Source organism: Tsukamurella sp. USMM236, assembly GCF_037148755.1.
Classification (GTDB): domain Bacteria; phylum Actinomycetota; class Actinomycetes; order Mycobacteriales; family Mycobacteriaceae; genus Tsukamurella.
Genome location: NZ_JBBCSS010000002.1, coordinates 349,929 through 365,298, shown reverse-complemented (window position 1 = coordinate 365,298; position 15,370 = coordinate 349,929). Strand labels below are relative to the sequence as shown.

Genomic DNA, 15,370 nt, shown 5'->3' with positions numbered 1-15,370 from the left:
GTCACTCCTGCTCGAACAGCGTGGTGGGCTCGGGCGCGGCCGAGGCGGGGGTCAGGGGCGGGAGCGCGGCGGCGAAGGCGATGTGCGGCACCGTCATCTCGCGGGGCCCCCGTTTCGTGTGCGCGACGACGGTGACCAGGCGGTCCTCGTCGACGGTGCCGTACCGCGCGCCGAGCGACCAGACGCCGACGACGTCGCCGGCGCGGGGCGCGTCGATCGCGGCGAGGATCTCGGTGATGTCGGCACCGTCGGACGCGCTGACCTGCTGGTTGATGGCGGAGGCGAGTGCGTCCCAGTCGATCGCCTCGCGGCCGACGAGGCGGGCGGGGTCGATGGTGAACTCACCGGAGGTCTCGCGCACCTCGGGCGGCAGGGTGACGATGCCGTCGTGGAAGCGCAGGGCGCCGACGGAGCTGGTGTCGACGGCCGACATGGGGACCGCGAGGCCGGTGTCGCGGCCGGCGGAGACGGTGTCGAAGGCGTCGACGGCCGCGCGCTGCGCCTCGGTGATGCGGGCGCGCAGCGACTGGTACTGCAGGAAGTCGCCGTCCTTGACGAAGGTGTTGATGCGGCGATACACCTGGCCGCGGATCTCGTCCACGCGCTGGACCTGCATCCACATGCGGTCGAGGAAGCCGGTGAGGGAGTCTCTGAGGTCGTCCGGCAGCACGACCTCGTGCACGACGGAGGCGACCGAGGTCTCGAGCTGGCGGCGCAGGCGGTGGTCCGAGAGCAGCGTGTAGAAGGCGTCGAAGGCCTTGCCCTCGGGCGTGTTCGCCAGCTCGTCGTGGCCGTCGAAGAGGCGCTGCAGCGTCTTCGCGTAGGCCTCGGCTTCCGTGGAGTCGGAGGCGTCCAGGCCGTGGGTGAGGAGGGCCCGGGTGTGCTCGCGGAGCTTCTCGCCGTAGCCGAGGATGTCGGCCGGCATGCGCTCGGCGAGGGAGCTGACGATCTTGAGGTCGTCGACCACCTTGTCGCGGTCGTACTCGGGGATGAGGCCCTGGCGCAGGGCCTCGCGTCGCTGGGTGAGCTCGGCGATCTGCTGGTCCAGGGCGCGGAGGTGGTCGTCGGGGTCCGCGCTGACGGTGACCGCGACCGCCGACAGGCGGGCCGTGACGAGCTCGAGCGCGGTCTCGGTGGCGACGTTGCGGTCCAGCGACACCGCCTGCACCTGGCCGAGGGCCGTCGTGGCGCCGCGGGTGAGCTGGATGACCTCGCGGTCGTCTTCGTCGAGGGTGCGGGAGACGAAGCCGTGCTTGACCCACTGGTCCAGGACGTCCGGACCGGCCGGGACCGGTCGGGCGCGCTCGGTGAAGTGGCTCTGCAGGGACTGCAGGTCGACGGTGAGCGCGTCGCCCAACTCCTCCGCGTCGACGGGGCCCGTGCCCAGCCGCGCCGCCATCAGTGCCAGGTAGGCGACGGCGTGGGGGGAGCGGAGCAGGCGGAGCGCGACGTCGTTGTCGGCGTTGTCCGTGAACGCGGCGTACAGCTGCGCGGCCGACTGCGCCATCGTGTACCTCCCCTTGCGTATGCGACGGTCCAGTGTATCGGGGAGCCCTTCATGTCGCGGACAGGTCGGGTTCACCGTGGCGGCCTAGCGTGCGGTTCATGAACCTGCGGCGTCCGACGATCATCGCTCTGTCTCTCGCGCTGCTGGTCGGGGCGGCTCCGGCCGGCGCGGCGCCGCGGACCGTCGACCTGCAGGCGCACCGGGGCGGGCTCGGCCTGCAGACGGAGTCCACGCTGGAGGGCTTCTCCGCAGCGATGCGGCTCGGCGTGACCACGCTGGAACTGGACACGCAGGTGACGAAGGACCGGACGGTCGTGATCACGCACGACCGGAAGGTGGACGCACGCAAGTGCGCGGACACCGCGCCGGCGACGCCCGGCGACCCGCAGTACCCGTACGTCGGCAAGTACGTCCGCGACCTGACCTACGCCCAGGTCCGGACGATGAACTGCGGATACGAGAAGGTCACCGCCTCGCAGCGCGTGGTGGCGGGAGCCCGCATCCCCGAGTTGCGCGAGCTCTTCGATCTCGTCCGCGCGCGCCGGTCGCCGGTGCGGATGAACATCGAGACGAAGGTGGAGGCGGGGGCACCGTCGGAGACGGCGCCACGAGGCGAGTTCGTGCGGGCGGTGGCGGGGGAGATCACGCGCTCCGGCCTCGCCCGGCAGGTCACGATCCAGAGCTTCGACTGGACCGCCCTGCGGGAGATCGGGCCGCTGCTCCCGGGCGTCGGGCTGATCGCGCTGACCAACGGCGAGCAGTTCCTGCAGACGGGGAAGCCGGGCGGGTCGCCGTGGCTGGGGCTCGACGTGGACGCCTACGGCGGCGACTGGGTGCGGGCCGCGAAGGCGACCATCCCCGGACTGACGGCCGTCTCGCCGGTGCAGGGCGATCCGCAGGACGGCGGCGTCGGCGACGCGGACTTCGTGCGCTTCACAAAGCCGGAGCTGATCCGACGGGCGCACGGCCTGGGCCTGAAGGTCATCCCGTGGACGGTCAACGATCCCGCGACGATGCGGGCGCTGCTGCGGGACGGCGCGGACGGGCTGATCACCGACTACCCGGACCGCGCCCGTGCGGTGTTCCGCGAGCTGGGGATCGCGCTGCCCGCCTCCTCGTAGGGGCGGACCAGCACTTTCGGTGCGTGTCGGCGACGACACGCCGCTCGTCGACCGCAGGAATCCACCGAGGCTCTCGGGTGCTCTCGGCGTGCCCCGGACGTGGTGTCGGGTACGAATCATCATTCACGTGTGCAACACACGACTCAGTGGTGTAGTTTTCCACCGATAGACTCATTTGTCACGGAGGGCAACATGCGTGTCTCTGGTTTCTTCCGCTCGATCGTTTCGCTGACGGCCGCCGTTGCGGTCGCCGCCACCCTGGCGACGGGGACGGCGGGGGCGGCACCGTCGACCACCACGTCGTCGACGTCCCTGACCAACCAGGCGATCGACCGCCAGGCCGCGGGCGACACCGCGGGCGCGCAGGCCGCCATCAATCAGATGCCGGTCGACCAGGCGCAGAAGGTCGTGGCCCTGATGACGAACGTCAACAAGGCGCTGACCTTCCCGCTCACCGACCAGGTGCCCGGCGGCGTCGCGCCCGGCACCGCGATCGTCATCCTCGGCTTCGGCCTGGAGAACAACGGTGCGATGCGGTCGATCCTCGTCGAGCGGCTGACCAAGGGGCTCGCGGTCGCGCAGGCGTACCCCGCATTCCCGATCGTCGTGACCGGCGGCGCGCCCAAGGCCGGCAAGACCGAGGCCGCGGCGATGAAGGAGTGGCTGCTCGCGCAGGGCGTCTCCGGCACCCGCATCTACACCGAGGAGAAGGCGGGCTCGACCCAAGGCAACGCCATCAACACGGCGGTCCTCATGCGGCAGAACGGCTTCGGCAACGGCGCGGTGCTCGTCACCTCCGCCGACCACACCCGGCGTTCGGTCGCCGACTTCCTCGTCGCCGGCATCACGCTGCAGGCCGTCGTCGCCTCCGACGCGAAGATCCAGTCCGGGCCGATGTCCGCGAGTGGCGTGGCGGGCGTCTACCGGGACGCACGCGGCGTCGCCAACCTCTAGCCCGACGGTGCCGTGGGCGGGTTCGACACCCGCTCACGGCAATCGGCGGCGCAGGCCGATTCAGCGATCGTCAGCGCCGTGTCGATCGAAATCTGGAAACTTGTCGGCCCGGTGTGCCACCGTTGTCGCCATGACCGCGTACCACGCCCCGCTGGGCGCACCCGTGTGGATCGACCTCATGACCTCCGACGTCGAGCAGGCCGTCGAGTTCTACGGCGCCGTCTTCGGTTGGGAGGCGGAGCCCGCCAACGACGACTTCGGCGGGTACCGCAACTTCCGGGTGAACGGGAACCGCGTCGCCGGAGTCATGTCGCCGCCCGACGGTGGTGGTGGCCCCGGCGACGTCTGGTCGACCTACCTGCGGGTGGAGGACGCGAAGGCGTCGCTGCGCGCGGCCACGGACGCGGGCGCCTCGCTCGTGGTCCCGGTCGTGCCGGTGGCCGACCTGGGGCGCTTCGCCTTCGTCATCGACCCGGTCGGCGCGGCCATCGGCATCTGGGAGCCGGGGAAGCACGAGGGCTTCGTCGAGCGCGGCGTGCCCGGTACCCCGTACTGGTTCGACTGCATGAGCCGCAGCTACGACGCGACCAGGGCCTTCTACCGAGACGTCTTCGGCTGGGAGTCGGAGGAGATCGGCAGCGGGGGGCAGGAGGGCTCTTTCGGCCCGGACCGCTACAGCCAGGTCTTCACCGGTACGGGCGCGCAGCGGGACGCGGTCGCGGGAATCATGGACGCGGCGCCGCTCTTCGACTCGGGCGTCTTCGGCGAGGGCATGCCGTCGTTCTGGCAGGTGTACCTGACGGTCGAGGACACCGCCGCCGCCGAGCAGCGCATCGTGGCCGCGGGTGGCGAGCTCCTCCGCGCGGCGGAGGTGACGCCCTGGGCCACCATGGGATCGGCCAAGGATCCGGGCGGCGCGGTCTTCCTCTACGCGACCCCGCCCGAAGGGCGCTGAGCCGCACCGAAGATCACGTTTGGGCGTCGGCAACCGGATCGCAAGGCCGACGGGGCTACGCTCCCCGCATGACCTACAACCAGGGCGGATACCAGCAGGGCGGTCCCTACCCCCAGGGCGGCGGGCAGGTGCCGCCGCACCAGGGCCGGCCCCCGCAGCAGGGCGCTCCGTACGGCGGCCCGCCGCAGCAGCCCGGGCAGCCGTGGGACGCCCCGCAGCCTCCGCCGGGACAGCCGGCGTACGGTCGGCCGGGACAGCCGCAGTACCCGCAGTCGGGGCAGCCCCAGTACGGGCAGCAGCAGTTCGGTGGGCCGGGTCAGTACGCCGGCCAACCCGGGCCCTACGGGCAGCAGCCGGGGCAGTTCGGTGCACCGGGCCCGGCGGGGCCGGGCGGTCCGGCACCGTCGGCGAGCGGTGGCGTCGGCACGATCCTGCAGTTCCTGATCGCCGGCGCCGGCGCGCTCGTGATCCTGGGTGCCTTCCTGCCGTGGGCCAGCGCGTCGGCGAAGATCGGCGGCACGTCGATCACGAGCTCGGCGTCGGGGATCGACGGTAGCGACGGCTGGATCACGCTGTTCGCGGCGCTCATCGCCGGCGGCGTCGCGGTCGCGGCGGCGGTCGTCACCACGACGGGAGTACCGCTGCGGCTGATCTCCGGCATCGTCGCGACCGTCGCGGGGCTCGGGATCACCGGCCTCGCCGGCTACGACCTCGCGAACGTCGTGAAGCTGACGTCGACGTACTCGTCGATGGTCGACGTCTCGGCCGGCATCGGCCTCTACCTGACCCTGCTCGCGGGCATCGCGATGCTCGGGTTGGGCATCGCGACCCTCGTCCCGGCGCTGACGAAGCGCTAGGGACGCCGCACGCTCTCCTCGACCAGGTCGAGCACCGCCTCGAGGCCCGCCGTCGGCCGGCCCGAGGCGAGGTGGGTGACCAGCCCGTCGAGCACGAGGTCGAGGTAGCTGAGAATGACGTCGGTCGGCAGGTCGTCGCGCAGCCGGCCGCGCTGCTTCTGCCGCTCCAGGCGGCGCAGCGTGGCCTCGGTGAGCTCGGCGCTGCGTTCGGTCCACTCGGCGCGGAAGTCGCCGTCGTTCTTCAGCCGGCGCGCGATTTCCAGCCGGGTGCCCAGCCAGTCGAAGCGCTCCGGATGGCTGAGCATGTCGCGCATGACCTGCACGAGGCCCTCTTCCGCGGCGATGTCGGCCATCCGCTCGGCGTCCTCGCGGGCCAGCGCCAGGAACAGCGCGTCCTTGTCGCGGAAGTGGTGGAAGATCGCGCCGCGCGAGAGGTCGGTCGCGGCCTCGAGCCGGCGGACGGTGGCCCCGTCGTAGCCGTACTCGGCGAAGCAGGTCCGCGCACCGTCGAGGATCTGGCGGCGCCGCGCGGCGAGGTGATCATCGCTCACCTTGGGCATGTGGATGCTCCTGATCGAACGGGGACGGTTACTCGTTGTCCACTACGCGGACGGCGGGCCCGGCCGCTGGGGCCGGACCCGCCGTCACTGGTCAAGACTGAAGCGATCAGCTCTTGACCATGTTCCGCAGCACGTACTGCAGGATGCCGCCGTTGCGGTAGTAGTCCGCCTCACCGGGGGTGTCGATGCGGACGTCCGCGTCGAACTCCACCTTCGTGCCGTCCGTCTTCGTCGCGGTCACGTGCACCGTCTTCGGCGTGACGCCGTTGTTCAGCTCCGTGATGCCCGCGATGTCGAAGGTCTCCGTGCCGTCGAGGCCCAGGGTCTTCCAGGACTCGCCCTTGGGGAACTGCAGCGGGACGACGCCCATGCCGATCAGGTTCGACCGGTGGATGCGCTCGAAGGACTCGACGATGACGGCCTTGACGCCCAGGAGGCTGGTGCCCTTGGCCGCCCAGTCGCGCGACGAACCGGAGCCGTACTCCTTGCCGCCCAGGACGACCAGCGGGACGCCGGCGGCCTGGTAGTTCTGGCACGCGTCGTAGATGAACGACTGCGGGCCGCCCTCCTGGGTGAAGTCGCGGGTGTAGCCGCCCTGCGTGCCCTCGAGCCCGATGGTGTCGAGCACACGGTTCTGCAGGCGGATGTTCGCGAACGTGCCGCGGATCATCACCTCGTGGTTACCGCGCCGCGAGCCCAGCGAGTTGTAGTCCTTGCGGGCCACGCCGTGGGAGTCGAGGTACTGCGCGGCCGGGGTGCCGGGCTTGATCGGGCCGGCCGGGCTGATGTGGTCGGTGGTGACCGAATCGCCCAGCAGCGCCATGACGCGGGCGCCCGCGATGTCGGTGACCGGCGACGGCTCCATCGTCATGCCGTCGAAGTACGGCGCCTTGCGGACGTACGTCGAGTTCTCGTCCCAGGCGAACGTGTCGCCCTCGGGGGTGTCCAGGTTCTGCCAGCGGTGATCGCCCGCGAAGACCGTGGAGTAGGACTTGCGGAACATGTCCTGGTTGATGGCGTTCTTGATCGTGTCGTCGATCTCCTGCGCCGACGGCCAGATGTCCTTGAGGAAGACGTCGTTGCCGTCGTGGTCCTTGCCCAGCGAGTCGGTCTCGAAATCGAAGTCCATCGTGCCCGCGAGGCCGTAGGCGATGACCAGCGGCGGCGAGGCCAGATAGTTCATCTTCACGTCGGGGGAGATGCGGCCCTCGAAGTTGCGGTTGCCCGAGAGCACCGCGACCACGGTCAGGTCCTCGTCGTTGACGGCCTTGCTGATCTCGTCGGGCAGCGGGCCGGTGTTGCCGATGCACGTGGTGCAGCCGTAGCCGCCCAGGTAGTAGCCGAGCTTCTCGAGGTACGGCCACAGGCCGGCCTTCTCGTAGTAGTCGGTGACGACCTGCGAGCCGGGGGCCATGTTGGTCTTGACCCAGGGCTTGGTGGTCAGGCCCTTCTCGACGGCGTTGCGCGCGAGCAGCGCCGCGCCGAGCATGACCGACGGGTTCGACGTGTTGGTGCAGGACGTGATGCCCGCGACCGCGACGGCGCCGTGATCGAGGATGAAGGTGCCGCGCTCACCGGTCACGGTGACCGGCTTGGACGGGCGGCCCTCGGCGCCGTTGGCGGCGGACTGCACGTTGACGGCACCGTCGTCCGCGAAGGACAGCGCGGCCGGATCGGAGGCCGGGAAGGACTCCTCGACGGCCTCGTCCAGCTGCGTGTGCGCGGCCGGGTGCTGCTCCTCCACGTAGTTGTGGATGTCCTTGCGGAAGGCGGTCTTCGACTCCGACAGGAGGATGCGGTCCTGCGGGCGCTTCGGGCCGGCGATCGACGGCACGACGGTGCCGAGGTCCAGCTCGAGGTACTCGGAGTAGGCGGGCTCGTGATCGGCGTCGTGCCACATGCCCTGCTCCTTGGCGTACGCCTCGACGAGCGCGAGCTGCTCGTCGGTGCGGCCGGTCAGGCGCAGGTAGTTGATGGTCTCGCCGTCGATCGGGAAGATCGCGGCGGTGGAGCCGAACTCGGGGCTCATGTTGCCCAGGGTGGCGCGGTTGGCGAGCGGCACCTCGGCGACGCCCTTGCCGTAGAACTCGACGAACTTGCCGACGACGCCGTGCTGACGCAGCATGTCCGTCACGGTGAGCACCACGTCGGTCGCGGTGACGCCCGGCTTGATCTCACCGGTGAGCTTGAAGCCCACGACGCGGGGGATGAGCATGGAGACCGGCTGGCCCAGCATGGCCGCCTCGGCCTCGATGCCGCCGACGCCCCAGCCCAGGACGCCCAGGCCGTTCTCCATGGTGGTGTGCGAGTCGGTGCCGACGCAGGTGTCGGGGTACGCCTGGCCGTTGCGGGTCATCACGACCGGCGCCAGGTACTCGATGTTCACCTGGTGCACGATGCCCATGCCCGGGGGGACGACCTTGAAGTCGTCGAACGCGCCCTGGCCCCAGCGGAGGAACTGGTAACGCTCGCCGTTGCGCTGGTACTCCAGGTCGACGTTGCGCTCGAGGGCGTCGGCGGTGCCGAAGACGTCGAGGATGACCGAGTGGTCGATGACCATGTCGGCGGGGGAGAGCGGGTTGACCTTGTTGGGGTCGCCGCCCAGGGCCGTGACGGCCTCGCGCATGGTGGCGAGGTCCACGATGCAGGGCACACCGGTGAAGTCCTGCATGATCACGCGCGCCGGCGTGAACTGGATCTCGACGCTCGGCTCGGCCGAGGGATCCCAGTTCGCCAGGGCGTTGATGTGATCGGTGGTGATGTTCGCGCCGTCCTCGGTCCGCAGCAGGTTCTCTGCGAGGACCTTCAAGGCGTAGGGCAGCTTCTCGGTGCCGGGCACGGCGCTGAGGCGGAAGATCTCGTATGACTGATCGCCCACCTCGAGCGTGCCGCGCGACGAGAAGGAATCGATGCTCTTGCTCACGTCAGCTCCACTCAACGTTTTGTGGTGTGCACCGACGGGCTGTGTCGGTGCCTGAAGTCGATAATACAGTACGCTTGTCCTGTGAGAGTCCGCAGGGCTGAAACTCGCCGGACGCAGCTCATTGTGCCTCGTTCCGGGCGCGCCCGCGGGCGTGTCGTACTGTGAGGCCCATGGGTCCGCTGCCGATTCTCACCGAAGTTCCGACCGATGTGGATCTGTCCGCGCTGCAGGCGGACCTCGCGACGGACGGCGTCGCCGTGCTCAACCCCGCGCACGCCGATTCCGTGCCCCAGCTGGTGCAGGTCGTCAAGGACGCGCGGGCCAACGGCATCGAGAACTTCCAGGTGGTCGTCCTGGCGCACGATTACAACCCGGACACCTCGCTGCGCGACCTCGGCACCGAGCTCGGACGGCAGATGAACGCCGATGCCGATCATCCGCTGACCGTCCTCGTGATGTCGCCGTCGCAGGTCGCCGGGTACTCGACCCAGCTCTCGCGCTTCCAGATCGAGAAGGGGCAGGACGGCTACACCGGTCGACTCGCGCTCAACAACCCGCCGAAGGCCGCCGAGGACTTCGCGACCGTCGCGAACGACGCGACCTTCCCGTGGACGGGCTTCACCGTCGGGCTGGTGCTGGTCGTCGCCGCGCTCGCGGGCTGGGCCCGCGTGGTGACGCGCCGCCGCAGCCGGGCGGTGGACGCCGCCCGGCGTGCCGCGGCCGCGCCGGTGGCCGCAACGGTCGGGGCGGAGTCCTCCGACTCGACGGTGCCCACGACCGAAGAGAATGGCGGCTCCGCTGTTCGATCGAACGAATAGCGCACATTCATTCGAAATTCCAGCTGTGTAATTAGCAGCGCCTGTCCGATTCGAATGCCATTCGACGGACGATGATCCGTGCAGGTCAGCGCGGATCTTTCGCTACTCACACCTGTGTAATTTGTGAATCTTGTTTTCTATTGTTGTGAAAGTGCCGTACGGTACGTCTGAAGCCAATGTTGTGCGTGTTGCCCATGCGCACTCATCGGGTCTGAACGAGTCTTGAGTTGAGGGAGACACCTTGAGGCGTACGGCACACCCCGCCACGAATTTCGCTGCGCGGTCGTTGCTCGCGGCAGTCGCCACCGGTTCGCTGGTGGCCGGCTCCGTCGCAGGCGCGGGATCGGTCTTCGCCGAGCCCAACGGCCCCGACGCGAATCCCGCCAACGTCGTCGCCGCGCTCGTCGACCGCATCGCCCAGACCGACCAGCGGATCGCGGACCTCCGCGGCGACGTCGCGACGAAGCGGCAGTCCGTCAACCGCGCCGTCGTCGACCTGCAGTCCGCCCGCGACGCCGCCACCGCGGCGACCGGCGCGATCAAGGTCTCCGACACCGCGGTCGCGGACTCCGACGCCAAGATCAAGACCGCCCAGGACGCCTTCGACCAGGTGGTCCGTGCCGCGTACGCCCAGGGCAACAGTGCCGGCGCCCTCGTGAACACGCTCGGCGGGAACGACCCGGGCGATGCCGTCGACCGCGCGACCACGCTGCGGATCGTCGCCGACAAGCAGAAGGTCGCGCTCGGCGACCTCCGGGCCGCGAAGACCCGCGCCGAGGCCTCCCGTACCGCCGCCCGCGCGGCCAAGGTCCAGGCCGACGCCGCCACGGCCGCCGCGGCCGAGCGGAAGACGACGGCCGAGGACTCCATCACGCAGACCGTCGCCGCCCTGACGACGCAGCAGCAGGAGCAGACCACGCTCAGCACCCAGCGCGAGCTGGCACAGCGCGCCCTCGAGCAGGCCAAGCGCGCCGAGGACCGTGCGGCGCAGCAGAAGATCTACGCGCAGTACGTCGTCGACGAGCAGCAGACCCAGCAGATCGCGGCCCCCGCCGCGCCCGCCGCCCAGCCCGCCGCTCCGGCTGCGCAGGCGGCCGCCCCGGCGGCCCCCGCTGCGCAGGCCGGCACCGTCGACACCGCGGATCCGCTCGCCGCGGCCCGGACCTTCGCCCAGGGCATCGTCGGCCAGGCGTCGTCGCTGTTCAGCAACCCGTTCGGCGCCGTCACCGGCCAGTCCGGCGCTGCACAGCAGCCCACCGCCCCGGCCTCGCAGGCGGTGCCCGGCGTCGGGAGCATGAGCGGCGCGCAGATGATCGAGACCGTCATCCAGCGCGGCATGTCCGTCATCGGCGTGCAGTACGCCTGGGGCGGCGGTAACGCCTGGGGCGCGACCAAGGGCGTCCGCGACGGCGGCGTCGCCGACAGCTACGGCGACTTCAACCGCATCGGCTTCGACTGCTCGGGCCTGATGGCGTACATGTACGCCGCGGTCGGGATCGCGCTGCCCAAGTACTCGGGCTACCAGTACACGACGGGCAACAAGGTGCCGATCAGCCAGCTCAAGCGCGGCGACATGGTCTTCCGCGGCCCCGGCGGCACCCAGCACGTGGCGATGTACCTCGGCAACAACCAGATCCTCGAGTCGCCCCAGTCCGGCGGCGCGGTGCGGATCGCCCCCTTCGACGCCTCGACGTTCCTCTCGCAGGGCGTCCGCGTGATCAACAGCTGACCGCGCGCGATTCAGTACGCTCGTGGGAACGGGCCGCCGCGGCCCGGGATCGGACGGGCCCGCACGGGCCGGGGGAACGACGACGAAGGGGACTATTGCGTGACGCACTCACAGGGGCAGGACATCGCGTCGAGCGATGAGGTCAAGCTGCTGGAGCGGGCGGTCTACGAGGTCAAGCGCGTGATCGTGGGCCAGGACCAGCTCGTCGAGCGGATCCTGGTGGGCATGCTCGCCAAGGGCCACGTCCTCCTCGAGGGCGTTCCCGGCGTCGCCAAGACCCTCGCGGTCGAGACCTTCGCCACCGTCGTCGGCGGCTCGTTCTCCCGCATCCAGTTCACGCCGGACCTGGTCCCCTCCGACCTCGTCGGTACCCGCATCTACCGGCAGGGCAAGGAGCAGTTCGACACCGAGATCGGACCGGTCTCCGCGAACTTCCTGCTCGCCGACGAGATCAACCGCGCCCCCGCGAAGGTCCAGTCCGCGCTGCTCGAGGTCATGGCCGAGCGCAAGGTCTCCATCGGCGGCAAGACCTACCCGATGCCCGATCCCTTCCTCGTGCTCGCGACGCAGAACCCCATCGAGAACGAGGGCGTCTACCCCCTGCCCGAGGCCCAGCGTGACCGCTTCCTGTTCAAGGTCGTCGTCGGCTACCCCTCCATCGAGGAGGAGCGGGAGATCGTCTACCGCATGGGCACCGTCCCGCCCGTGCCCTCGCAGGTGCTCGACCCGAGCACCGTGATCCGCCTCCAGCGCGCCGCGAGCGAGGTCTTCGTCCACCACGCGCTCGTCGACTACGTCGTCCGCGTCATCGCCGCGACCCGCACCCCGCGCGAGTTCGGCCTCGACGACGTGGCCTCCTGGATCACGTACGGCGCCTCGCCCCGCGCCACCCTCGGCATCGTCGCCGCCGCCCGCGCCCTCGCGCTGCTCCGCGGCCGCGACTACGTCGTCCCCCAGGACGTCGTCGAGATCATCCCGGACGTGCTGCGCCATCGCCTCGTCATGAGCTACGACGCCCTCGCCGACGAGGTGACCGCCGACCAGGCGATCAACCGCGTGCTGCAGACCGTCGCGCTGCCGCAGGTCGTCGGGCAGCCCGTCCCGCAGCAGGCCGCGCCGCCGGCGCCCGCCCCGCAGCAGTACGTGCCCGCGCAGCAGCCGCAGGGCTGACGATGCCGGCCACACCCCCCGGCACGCCTCCCGGTCCCGGGCCCCGGCACAGCCCGCTCCCGAGCTTCGCCGGCGGCGAGGTCGACGAGACCCGCATGCAGGCGTCCCTGAAGATGCTCGAACTGCTGGTGCGCCGCCGGCTCGACGGCGTCCTCAAGGGCGATCACCAGGGACTGCTCCCCGGACCGGGCTCCGAGCCGGGGGAGTCGCGCCCGTACACGCCCGGCGACGACGTCCGCCTCATGGACTGGTCGGTCACCGCCCGCACGACGCACCCGCACGTGCGGCAGATGATCGCCGACCGCGAGCTGCAGACCTGGATCGTGGTCGACCTGTCCGCGTCGATGGACTTCGGTTCCACGGGCGGCACGAAGCGCGACCTCGCCGTCGCCGCGTCCGCCGCCGTCGTGCACCTGGTGAGCGGCGCCGCGAACCGCGTCGGCTGCCTCGTCACCAACGGCGCGCAGCTGGTGCGCGTGCAGCCCAAGTCCGGCCGCGCGCAGCGGCAGAAGGTGCTCAAGGCCATCGCCACCGCGCCCCGCGCCGTCGAGGGCACCCGCGGCGACCTGCCCATCGCGCTCGACGCCCTGCGCCGGCCCGAACAGCCCCGCGGCCTCGTCGTGGTGATCAGCGACTTCCTCGGCGACGTGGACTACGTCCGCGAGCTCCGCGGCATCGCCGCGCGGCACGAGGTGCTCGCCGTGGAGGTCCTCGATCCGCGCGACGTCGAGCTCCCGGCGGTCGGCGAGATCGCGCTCCGCGACGCCGAGTCCGGCGCCGTGCGCGAACTGACCGTGACCCCCGAGCTGCAGCAGCGGTTCGCCGCGGCGGCGCAGGAGCACCGCAAGCAGGTGGCGCGCACCCTGCGCGGCGTCGGCGCGCCCGTCCTCGAACTGCGCACCGACCGCGACTGGCTCGCCGACATCGTGCGGTTCGTCGCCGCACGTCGACGTGGATTGGCTGGTGCTTCCTGACATGGGCGGATTGACCTCGCTCGCCACCCCGATCTGGCTGCTCGGCATCCTCGTCGTGCTCGCCATCCTGGCGGGGTACGTCTACAACGAGCGGCGGCGCAGCAAGCGCGCGCTGAAGTTCGCGAACATGTCGGTGCTCGACTCCGTGGCGCCGCCCGGGCCCAACCGGTGGCGGCACGTGCCCATCGCGCTGCTGAGCATCGGCCTGATCCTGCTCATGATCGCGCTGTCCGGGCCGCAGGCGATGCGCAAGGTGCCGCGGAGCAAGGCCACTGTCGTGCTCGTCGTCGACGTCTCCCTGTCGATGAAGGCCACCGATGTCAGCCCCAATCGGCTCGACGCGGCCAAGGAGGCGGCGAAGAAGTTCGTCGGCGAACTGCCGCAGGGCATGAACCTCGGCATCGTCTCCTACGCCGGCACGGCGCAGCTCCTCGTCTCGCCGACGCCGGACCGCTCCCTGGCGACCAATGCGATCGATCACCTCGACCTCGCGCAGCGCACCGCGACGGGTGAGGGCATCTACGCGGCGATCCAGTCGATCAAGAACATCCGGGACGTGCTGGGCGGCAAGGACGCCGCGCCGCCCGCCCGGATCATCCTCGAGTCCGACGGCAAGCAGACGGTGCCCACCGACCTCGACGACCCGCGCGGCGGTTTCACCGCCGCCCGCAAGGCCAAGGAGGAGGGGATCCCCATCTCCACCATCTCCTTCGGCACGCCGAACGGCACCGTCGACATCGAGGGACAGAACATCCCCGTCCCCGTCGACGACGACTCGCTCCGGAAGATCGCCGAGCTCTCCGGGGGCAACTTCTTCTCGGCGTCCTCGCTGAGCGACCTCAATGAGGCCTACGGCACCCTGCGCGACGAGATCGGGTGGGAGATGCAGAAGGGCGACAACTCGCGGATCTGGGTGCTGTGGGGCACGGGCCTGCTGGTGCTCGGCGCCGCGGGCGCGGTGCTGTTCAACCGGCGTCTGCCGTGACCTCGGTGCCCGCGGAACGCGCACCCGCGACGACTCGCGTGCCCGGAGATTTCCTGGGTCGCGAGCGTGATTGATACGTTGTCATCCATGTCGACTTCTGAATTCACGCCCCGGTCCGTCCTCGTCACGGGCGGCAACCGCGGTATCGGCCTCGCGATCGCGCAGCGCCTCGCCGCCGACGGCCACAAGGTCGCGGTGACGCACCGCGGCTCCGGCGCCCCCGAGGGCCTGTTCGGCGTGCAGTGCGACGTCACCGACACCGAGTCCGTCGACGCCGCCTTCAAGACGGTCGCCGAGCACCAGGGCCCCGTCGAGGTGGTCGTCTCCAACGCCGGCATCACCGACGACACGCTGGTCATGCGCATGAGCGTCGAGAGCTTCGAGAAGGTCATCAACGCCAACCTCACCGGCGCCTTCCGCGTCACCAAGGCCGCCACGCGCGACATGCTGAAGAACCGCTGGGGCCGGTTCATCTACCTCGGCTCGGTCGTCGGCCTCGCCGGCACCGGCGGCCAGGCCAATTACGCCTCGTCGAAGGCCGGCGTCGTCGGCCTCGCCCGCTCCGTCACCCGCGAGATGGGCTCGCGCAACATCACGGCCAACGTGATCGCGCCGGGCCTCATCGACACCGACATGACCCGCGAGCTCCCGTCGGACATGACCGAGCCGCTGATCAAGCAGGGCATCCCCGCGAAGCGGATCGGCCAGCCCGAGGAGGTCGCCGCGGTGGTCTCGTTCCTCGCCTCGGACGACTCCTCTTACGTCACCGGCAACGTCATCAACGTCGACGGTGGCCTGGGCATGGGCCACTAGGCCC

13 protein-coding genes are annotated in these 15,370 nt (G+C 70.5%); 10 read left to right on the top strand and 3 right to left on the bottom strand.

The features are described 5' to 3' along the window. Position 1: 1 nt before the first annotated feature. A complete protein-coding gene (locus tag WFK95_RS07630; RefSeq protein ID WP_336670343.1) occupies positions 2-1,507 on the bottom strand; it encodes a DUF3375 domain-containing protein in 1,506 nt (501 codons plus the stop codon). A gap of 98 nt (positions 1,508-1,605) precedes the next feature. Between WFK95_RS07630 and WFK95_RS07625 the strand changes: the two genes are divergently transcribed. The 4 genes from WFK95_RS07625 (at position 1,606) to WFK95_RS07610 (ending at position 5,394) form a co-directional block, all read left to right on the top strand. Then, positions 1,606-2,628 carry a glycerophosphodiester phosphodiesterase family protein gene (locus tag WFK95_RS07625; RefSeq protein ID WP_224645119.1) on the top strand — a complete coding sequence of 341 codons (1,023 nt, stop codon included), beginning with the start codon at positions 1,606-1,608 and terminating at the stop codon, positions 2,626-2,628. Positions 2,629-2,820: 192 nt separating this feature from the next. Beyond that, entirely contained in the window at positions 2,821-3,582 is a 762-nt protein-coding gene (locus WFK95_RS07620) for a YdcF family protein (protein WP_336670342.1), read from the top strand. A gap of 130 nt (positions 3,583-3,712) precedes the next feature. Continuing rightward, entirely contained in the window at positions 3,713-4,537 is an 825-nt protein-coding gene (locus WFK95_RS07615) for a VOC family protein (protein ID WP_224645121.1), read from the top strand. Positions 4,538-4,605: 68 nt separating this feature from the next. Then, positions 4,606-5,394 (top strand): hypothetical protein, encoded by a 789-nt coding sequence (locus tag WFK95_RS07610; RefSeq protein ID WP_336670341.1) that lies wholly within the window; start codon positions 4,606-4,608, stop codon positions 5,392-5,394. Here WFK95_RS07610 and WFK95_RS07605 read toward each other — a convergent pair. Both WFK95_RS07605 and acnA read right to left on the bottom strand, forming a co-directional pair. Beyond that, on the bottom strand, positions 5,391-5,954 hold the full coding sequence (locus tag WFK95_RS07605) for a TetR/AcrR family transcriptional regulator (RefSeq protein WP_224645123.1): 564 nt from the start codon (positions 5,952-5,954) through the stop codon (positions 5,391-5,393). The genes WFK95_RS07610 and WFK95_RS07605 overlap by 4 nt on opposite strands. A gap of 106 nt (positions 5,955-6,060) precedes the next feature. Further along, positions 6,061-8,877: an aconitate hydratase AcnA gene (gene acnA / locus WFK95_RS07600; RefSeq protein WP_224645124.1), complete on the bottom strand. Its 2,817-nt coding sequence runs from the start codon at positions 8,875-8,877 to the stop codon at positions 6,061-6,063. 170 nt (positions 8,878-9,047) lie between these two features. Here acnA and WFK95_RS07595 point away from each other — a divergent pair, with 170 nt between their 5' ends. The 6 genes from WFK95_RS07595 (at position 9,048) to fabG1 (ending at position 15,366) form a co-directional block, all read left to right on the top strand. Beyond that, a complete protein-coding gene (locus tag WFK95_RS07595; RefSeq protein ID WP_224645125.1) occupies positions 9,048-9,695 on the top strand; it encodes an Rv1476 family membrane protein in 648 nt (215 codons plus the stop codon). A gap of 241 nt (positions 9,696-9,936) precedes the next feature. Beyond that, positions 9,937-11,424: an NlpC/P60 family protein gene (locus tag WFK95_RS07590; RefSeq protein WP_336670340.1), complete on the top strand. Its 1,488-nt coding sequence runs from the start codon at positions 9,937-9,939 to the stop codon at positions 11,422-11,424. Between the two features lie 9 nt (positions 11,425-11,433). Next, positions 11,434-12,594 carry an AAA family ATPase gene (locus tag WFK95_RS07585; protein WP_336670716.1) on the top strand — a complete coding sequence of 387 codons (1,161 nt, stop codon included), beginning with the start codon at positions 11,434-11,436 and terminating at the stop codon, positions 12,592-12,594. A 2-nt stretch (positions 12,595-12,596) separates the two neighbouring features. Then, entirely contained in the window at positions 12,597-13,568 is a 972-nt protein-coding gene (locus WFK95_RS07580) for a DUF58 domain-containing protein (RefSeq protein ID WP_443081534.1), read from the top strand. Position 13,569: 1 nt separating this feature from the next. Further along, the gene (locus tag WFK95_RS07575; protein WP_224645196.1) at positions 13,570-14,553 is read left to right on the top strand and encodes a VWA domain-containing protein; all 984 of its coding nucleotides are present in this window, start codon (positions 13,570-13,572) and stop codon (positions 14,551-14,553) included. A gap of 87 nt (positions 14,554-14,640) precedes the next feature. Next, positions 14,641-15,366: a 3-oxoacyl-ACP reductase FabG1 gene (gene fabG1 / locus WFK95_RS07570; protein WP_224645127.1), complete on the top strand. Its 726-nt coding sequence runs from the start codon at positions 14,641-14,643 to the stop codon at positions 15,364-15,366. Positions 15,367-15,370 lie beyond the last annotated feature (4 nt).

Excerpts from the sequence above, each read along its gene's own strand:
- WFK95_RS07630 (WP_336670343.1), bottom strand. The coding sequence starts at position 1,507 with ATGGCGCAGTCGGCCGCGCAGCTGTACGCCGCGTTCACGGACAACGCC.
- WFK95_RS07625 (WP_224645119.1), top strand. The coding sequence starts at position 1,606 with ATGAACCTGCGGCGTCCGACGATCATCGCTCTGTCTCTCGCGCTGCTG.
- WFK95_RS07620 (WP_336670342.1), top strand. The coding sequence starts at position 2,821 with ATGCGTGTCTCTGGTTTCTTCCGCTCGATCGTTTCGCTGACGGCCGCC.
- WFK95_RS07615 (WP_224645121.1), top strand. The coding sequence starts at position 3,713 with ATGACCGCGTACCACGCCCCGCTGGGCGCACCCGTGTGGATCGACCTC.
- WFK95_RS07610 (WP_336670341.1), top strand. The coding sequence starts at position 4,606 with ATGACCTACAACCAGGGCGGATACCAGCAGGGCGGTCCCTACCCCCAG.
- WFK95_RS07605 (WP_224645123.1), bottom strand. The coding sequence starts at position 5,954 with ATGCCCAAGGTGAGCGATGATCACCTCGCCGCGCGGCGCCGCCAGATC.
- WFK95_RS07595 (WP_224645125.1), top strand. The coding sequence starts at position 9,048 with ATGGGTCCGCTGCCGATTCTCACCGAAGTTCCGACCGATGTGGATCTG.
- WFK95_RS07580 (WP_443081534.1), top strand. The coding sequence starts at position 12,597 with ATGCCGGCCACACCCCCCGGCACGCCTCCCGGTCCCGGGCCCCGGCAC.
- WFK95_RS07575 (WP_224645196.1), top strand. The coding sequence starts at position 13,570 with ATGGGCGGATTGACCTCGCTCGCCACCCCGATCTGGCTGCTCGGCATC.
- fabG1 (WP_224645127.1), top strand. The coding sequence starts at position 14,641 with ATGTCGACTTCTGAATTCACGCCCCGGTCCGTCCTCGTCACGGGCGGC.